6 protein-coding genes are annotated in these 4,809 nt (G+C 68.3%); 3 read left to right on the plus strand and 3 right to left on the minus strand.

Annotation, left to right across the window (positions count from 1 at the left end; all coding sequences use genetic code 11):
- The first annotated feature begins 285 nt into the window (after positions 1-285).
- Positions 286-465: a hypothetical protein gene (locus ACTQ05_RS09240; protein WP_441085560.1), complete on the plus strand. Its 180-nt coding sequence runs from the start codon at positions 286-288 to the stop codon at positions 463-465.
- 1,474 nt (positions 466-1,939) lie between these two features.
- Positions 1,940-2,284, plus strand: coding sequence for a hypothetical protein (locus ACTQ05_RS09245; RefSeq protein ID WP_441042222.1), 345 nt, complete (start codon positions 1,940-1,942; stop codon positions 2,282-2,284).
- 327 nt (positions 2,285-2,611) lie between these two features.
- Here ACTQ05_RS09245 and ACTQ05_RS09250 read toward each other — a convergent pair whose 3' ends face one another.
- The 3 genes from ACTQ05_RS09250 to ACTQ05_RS09260 are packed head-to-tail and all read right to left on the minus strand — an operon-like array spanning position 2,612 to position 3,758.
- Positions 2,612-2,980, minus strand: coding sequence for a helix-turn-helix domain-containing protein (locus ACTQ05_RS09250; RefSeq protein ID WP_441042224.1), 369 nt, complete (start codon positions 2,978-2,980; stop codon positions 2,612-2,614).
- Positions 2,977-3,369 (minus strand): hypothetical protein, encoded by a 393-nt coding sequence (locus ACTQ05_RS09255; protein ID WP_441042226.1) that lies wholly within the window; start codon positions 3,367-3,369, stop codon positions 2,977-2,979. Before ACTQ05_RS09255 ends, ACTQ05_RS09250 begins: the two co-directional genes overlap by 4 nt.
- Positions 3,370-3,401: 32 nt before the next feature.
- On the minus strand, positions 3,402-3,758 hold the full coding sequence (locus tag ACTQ05_RS09260) for a hypothetical protein (protein ID WP_432232227.1): 357 nt from the start codon (positions 3,756-3,758) through the stop codon (positions 3,402-3,404).
- Between the two features lie 310 nt (positions 3,759-4,068).
- Here ACTQ05_RS09260 and ACTQ05_RS09265 point away from each other — a divergent pair.
- A partial coding sequence (locus ACTQ05_RS09265) for a hypothetical protein (protein ID WP_441538934.1) occupies positions 4,069-4,809 on the plus strand: 741 nt, incomplete at its 3' end.

The raw sequence follows: 4,809 nt of genomic DNA on the forward strand, positions 1-4,809 counted from the left end.
GGTCGGGATGCTCCGCCGCCCTGACTGGGGCCGGATGCCCCGCGTCCCGCACCGCATCCGTGACCATATTGACCCGAGCCTGTGGCTCGACCCTGATCCGGTGGACGACACGGAGCCGTCCCCTGTACGAGAGGACCCATCATGACCCCTACTACCCCTACCCCTACCCCTACCCCTCCTATTGTCCCACCGATCCCGGCTGAGGCGCGTCCGGCTATCGCTGCCCGGCGTGGCTGGCAAACCCTCTGGCAGGGTCTCGGGGTCGCTGTCCTCCTCGGTGTGCTGATGGCTGCCCCTGCTGTGCTAGGGGCCGAGTCGTGGTCGCAGGTGTGGCAGACTGCGCCTCAGTGGTCGTGGACGTTGGCGCAGGCTGCTGGGACGGCGCTGGTGGCGTGGCTGCTGCGCCGGTTCGGGGACGACTCTCATGTGGAGCTGCGTCCCCGCCACGCCGCCGACGAGGACTGATCTGCGGTGGCTGAGTGTCGAGGGCTGGATATCGGCCCCACGGTCGCGCCGTTGACGGTGCGTTTGGTGGAGGGTGACCCGGCGTCGATCGTCGCGCCCGGCGTCCCGTCCGGCGCGGTGCTGCGTTTCGAGGCCGGTCTCGACGTGTCCCCGTCGCCTCACGCCGAGGGGGTGTCGTGGGTGCTGTCCGCTGAGCAGGTCGCTCAGGTGGTGTCTGCTGGGTGGCATGTGCGTGGCGTGGCGGTCGTCCATGGGGGCGGAACCCTGATGGCTGGGCAGGTGCGTGTCATCTCCCGCTGGACTGCTGACTGTCCGCAGCAGGGGCAGGTGGTGCGGTATGTGCCGGGCGTGCCGGGTGCTACTGGACCCGCGCCGAAGCTCACTGCTGGGGGTGTCTCGACGGTCCCGTATGGCGAGCCCGCCACGGTCTCTGTGGTGGAGGCTGGCGCTGGTGTGTATCGGCTCGATCTGGGTGTGCCTGAGGGGCGGCGGGGTGAGCGCGGCGATGACGGGCTTTCCCCGGCCGTGGCCGTCGGTGCTGATGCCCGCCTCGTCATCGACGGCACCCCCACCGGCCCTGCCCTGACCGGACCCGCGCCGACTGTCACGGCTGGCACCACGTCCACACTGGCCCCCGGCCAGTCGGCGACGGTGCAGGTGCGTCAGACGGGGCCGGGTAGTTACGCGCTCGATGTTGGTGTCCCGAGAGGTGTGGCGGGTGATGGTGCGCCGGTGCCGTCCGGGCCGTGGCCTGTCACCGCGACACAGGTGGCGGCAGGCCAGCCCCCGACCGCTGCCCTGACTGGGCAGTGGCCCGACATGGCGCTACAGCTCGGGCTCCCGGCCGGTCCACCCGGGAGCCCCGGCCCGCCGGGTGCGGTGCCGACCGCCTCCGACTATCTCGTGGTCGGCCCCGGCAGGCCCGATATCCCGTCCACCACGTCCCTGACGGCGTCCCAGCTCGCAGCACTGCCGGTGGGGTGTGAGTACCGCTCCACAGACGGCGCGAGTGTGGGGGCGTGGCGGTGGCAGCGAGTACTGACGGACACCCTATGCTCCCGCGACGGGTGGCTCTGCACCGTCGGAGACACCGGTTTCCGGGACGTGGCACCACTGAGCCCCTACTACGACCGGATGAAGACGGGTGGCTCCTGGGATCGTGTGCTCATCCTGAGGCGCGTCGGCAGCTCGATCACGCTGGACTACGGTTTCCGCACCTCAACCTCGGAGTACGAGCCGATCATATGGACCTTCACCCCCGGGTGGAGAGTTTTCGCTCGCGGCGAGCCGTACTCCTACGCGAGCAGCGGCCAAAGCTTCACCCCCCTGCGCCTCAGTGGAGACGAGTTGAGGGTAGCCCCTGGGGCCACACGCGACGGTGGGGCGTACATGGGCGTTTTTAGCGGGCAGTCGCGCGACCCGTGGCCTGTCGCCCTCCCCGGCACCCCACACAACACCTGACAAGGAGATCACTATGGCAATCACCATCCACGCATCCGCTGAGGAGGTCCGGCTCGCCGAGGAAGACGCTGGCCTCGCTGACCGCATCCGACGCGCCACCCGCCTCGCAGGCATAGCCGAGGGGGAGGCGACCATCCACATGTCCCGCATCATCGGAGCCCGCATCACCGTCGGCGGCGAGCAAACCTCCCTCGCCACCCTTTACGCCTACCACTGGGGCGCGGCGTGCAAAGCGTTCTCGGGTCGCGTCCCGTCACGGAAGGCGGTCTGGGACGAGCTCGCCGCATGCGGTACTCACCCGGCACGGGTCACGGACGCGGCGATCATGCTGGCGGTGCAGGCCGTCCTCACCACCTAGACCTAACCCTGGCGCAAGCAACTGGCCCCCGCCCCCGTGGCGGGGGCCAGCTTTTTGCTGCCTCAGGCGCTAGTAGCGCGTCGTGCTCATCATCGTAGCCACTCCACCTCGAGATCGGGATCAGTCAGCATCGCCCGCCCGGCAGCGGCAGCCCACCACCCCCGAGGCCTGTCACCCACCGGGTGGCGCGACAAAACCACCGGCACCCCAGCATCCAGCATCCGCCGCACCTGCTCATCATGGCGGGCCAGCTCAGCCCAGATCAGAGCCTCAGCCCGCTCACTGATCCGATCCCGCTCAGACTCCCACGACCGCAGGCCGCCGCCGTCATCGGCTGAGGGTCCGGTACACGGTGCGTCGAGTGAGACCCGATTGGCGGGCCAGTTCCATCACTGACACCCCCCGCTGATGGGCCGCGACGATGGCGCCCTGCAGCTCGGCCATCGCCTCACGCTCCGCGATCCGCGCAGCCAGCAGCGTGGCCGCGAGGTCGGCGAGGGTGGCGTCGCCCAGGACGAGCTTCGCGGCGCCCATGAACTCCGGGGAACCCGTGCCGGGCTCCCCATCGTCGGGGATCGTCTCGCACAGTGCCGCGTCGGCGGCCAGCAGCTCGGCGCGTTGGGTCGGGGTGGCGGTCGTGTCGGACAGCCATGCGTCGAGGTCGTGCTCGGTCATCGGTGCGCGTGCGGTGGTCATGCGGTCACCCACTCGGCGCGCTGGTAGTCGTAGCGGTAGGTGACGCCTGCGGCGACGAACGTGTCGTTGCGGTAGTTGGGGTCGGCCTCGCTGGTGGCGTCCTCGTCGTAGCCGTCGAGTCCGTAGATGACGTCCCGGAACAGGTTGTCGCCGTCGTAGCCGTTGAGTTGCTCAAGGATGCTGGGGCGGCGGTGGCGCTCGACAGCGGCCCAAAACTCGGCGTCGTCGGCGGTCTGCGTCCACCGGTACTCGGTGCCCTCGCCGATGGTGTCGAGCACCTCAGCGGCGATCGCGTCGATGTCGTACTCGTCGCGGCTGGCGTCACCGGACTCGATGGGCTCGATGATCTGGCGGAGGATGGCCTCGTCGCGGGTGGTGTAGCTGGTCATGGTCTGTCTCCTGTCGTGTGGTCGGTGGTGGCTCAGTAGCCGTAGGGGTCGTCGTCGATGATGTCCGTGCAGTCGCAGCTATCGATGTGGCACTCCGTGACGGACTCGCCGCCGACCGCGCTGGCGAAAGCCTCGCCCTCGGGGGTACGGTGCGCGGGGAGGCTGTGGTAGACGATGCCGAGTTGCGCATTGGCGGCCTCCCAGAGCTGGCGGGCGAGGCCCTCGCCGCGGCGATCCTCGCGGGTCTCGATCTGCATGACCTCGGCGTCGCTGATGCTGACGTACAGCTCGGAGGCGATGCCCTGCTCGTCGGAGATCTCCCAGATGTGGTTGGCTGTGTCGGTCTCGCTGTAGTAGCTGCCGGTGCGGTAGGTGATCGTGGCGTTCATAGCGGGTTCCTTTCCCTATCTGATGTATCCCAGTATACACATGTGGGTACCGGTATGCAAGAGGGGATCGAGAAAACACCGGGGAGATTTCTTGGCCGTGCATCTAGCGTGCCATAGTGAGCCACACTCCTACACACTCCTGCACACTCTCACACACTCCTATACACACAGAAAAGCCCCTGACTAGGCATTTAACCTAGTCAGGGGCAATTCTTCGTGTGTCCGAGAGAGGACTTGAACCTCTCTCATTTACGCTCAAAAATCAGGTTCCGCAGCCTCGCGTGCCACTAGCGTGCCATAGACTCATCGCATGGCCAGACAACGACGCCCCTTCGGCGCGCTCCGACAGCTCCCCAGTGGTCGCTACCAGGCCCGCTACATCGGGCCCGACGGCCTCCACTACCTCGGTCCCTCCACCTACCTGCTCCGCTCCGACGCCGAGGCGTGGCTGCGCGACGAGGAAATACTGATCGACCGGCAGCAGTGGACGCCACCCACCAACCGCGCCGTCGAGCACCGCCCCACCACCGTCGCACAGTGGTGCGAGCACATCATCACCCGACGCCAGCAGCGCAGCCGCAAACCGCTGCGAGACTCCACCGCCGCCACCTACCGCAACCTCGTCAAGCTCGTCATCGCTCCCGAGCTGGGCCACATCACTGTCACTGCCCTCACCCGCGACATGGTGCGTCGCTGGTACGACGCGCTACCCGCCACCGCCACGCAGAACGGCAACGCGTACCAGCTGCTGCGCTCCGTCATGGGTGATGCGGTGGACGATGGGCTGATCCCTACCAATCCCGTCGCCGTCAAAGGCGCGGGGAAACCAGCCCCGGCGCACGTCTCCGTGGCGCTCACCCCGACCGAGCTGCGCACCTACCTCGCCGCCGTAGCCGATGAGTGGCGCGTCCCCCTCGCCCTCGCCGGTGTCGGCGCGCTCCGCTCCGGCGCGGTGTGGGCACTGCGGCGTCGCGACATCACCGACGACGGCACCACCGTCCGTGTCGCCCGCACCCTATCCAGACTCCCCGGCCCCGACCACACCCGCAAC

This window comes from Collinsella sp. LCP21S3_A9 (genome assembly GCF_052118785.1).
Classification (GTDB): Bacteria; Actinomycetota; Coriobacteriia; order Coriobacteriales; family Coriobacteriaceae; genus Collinsella.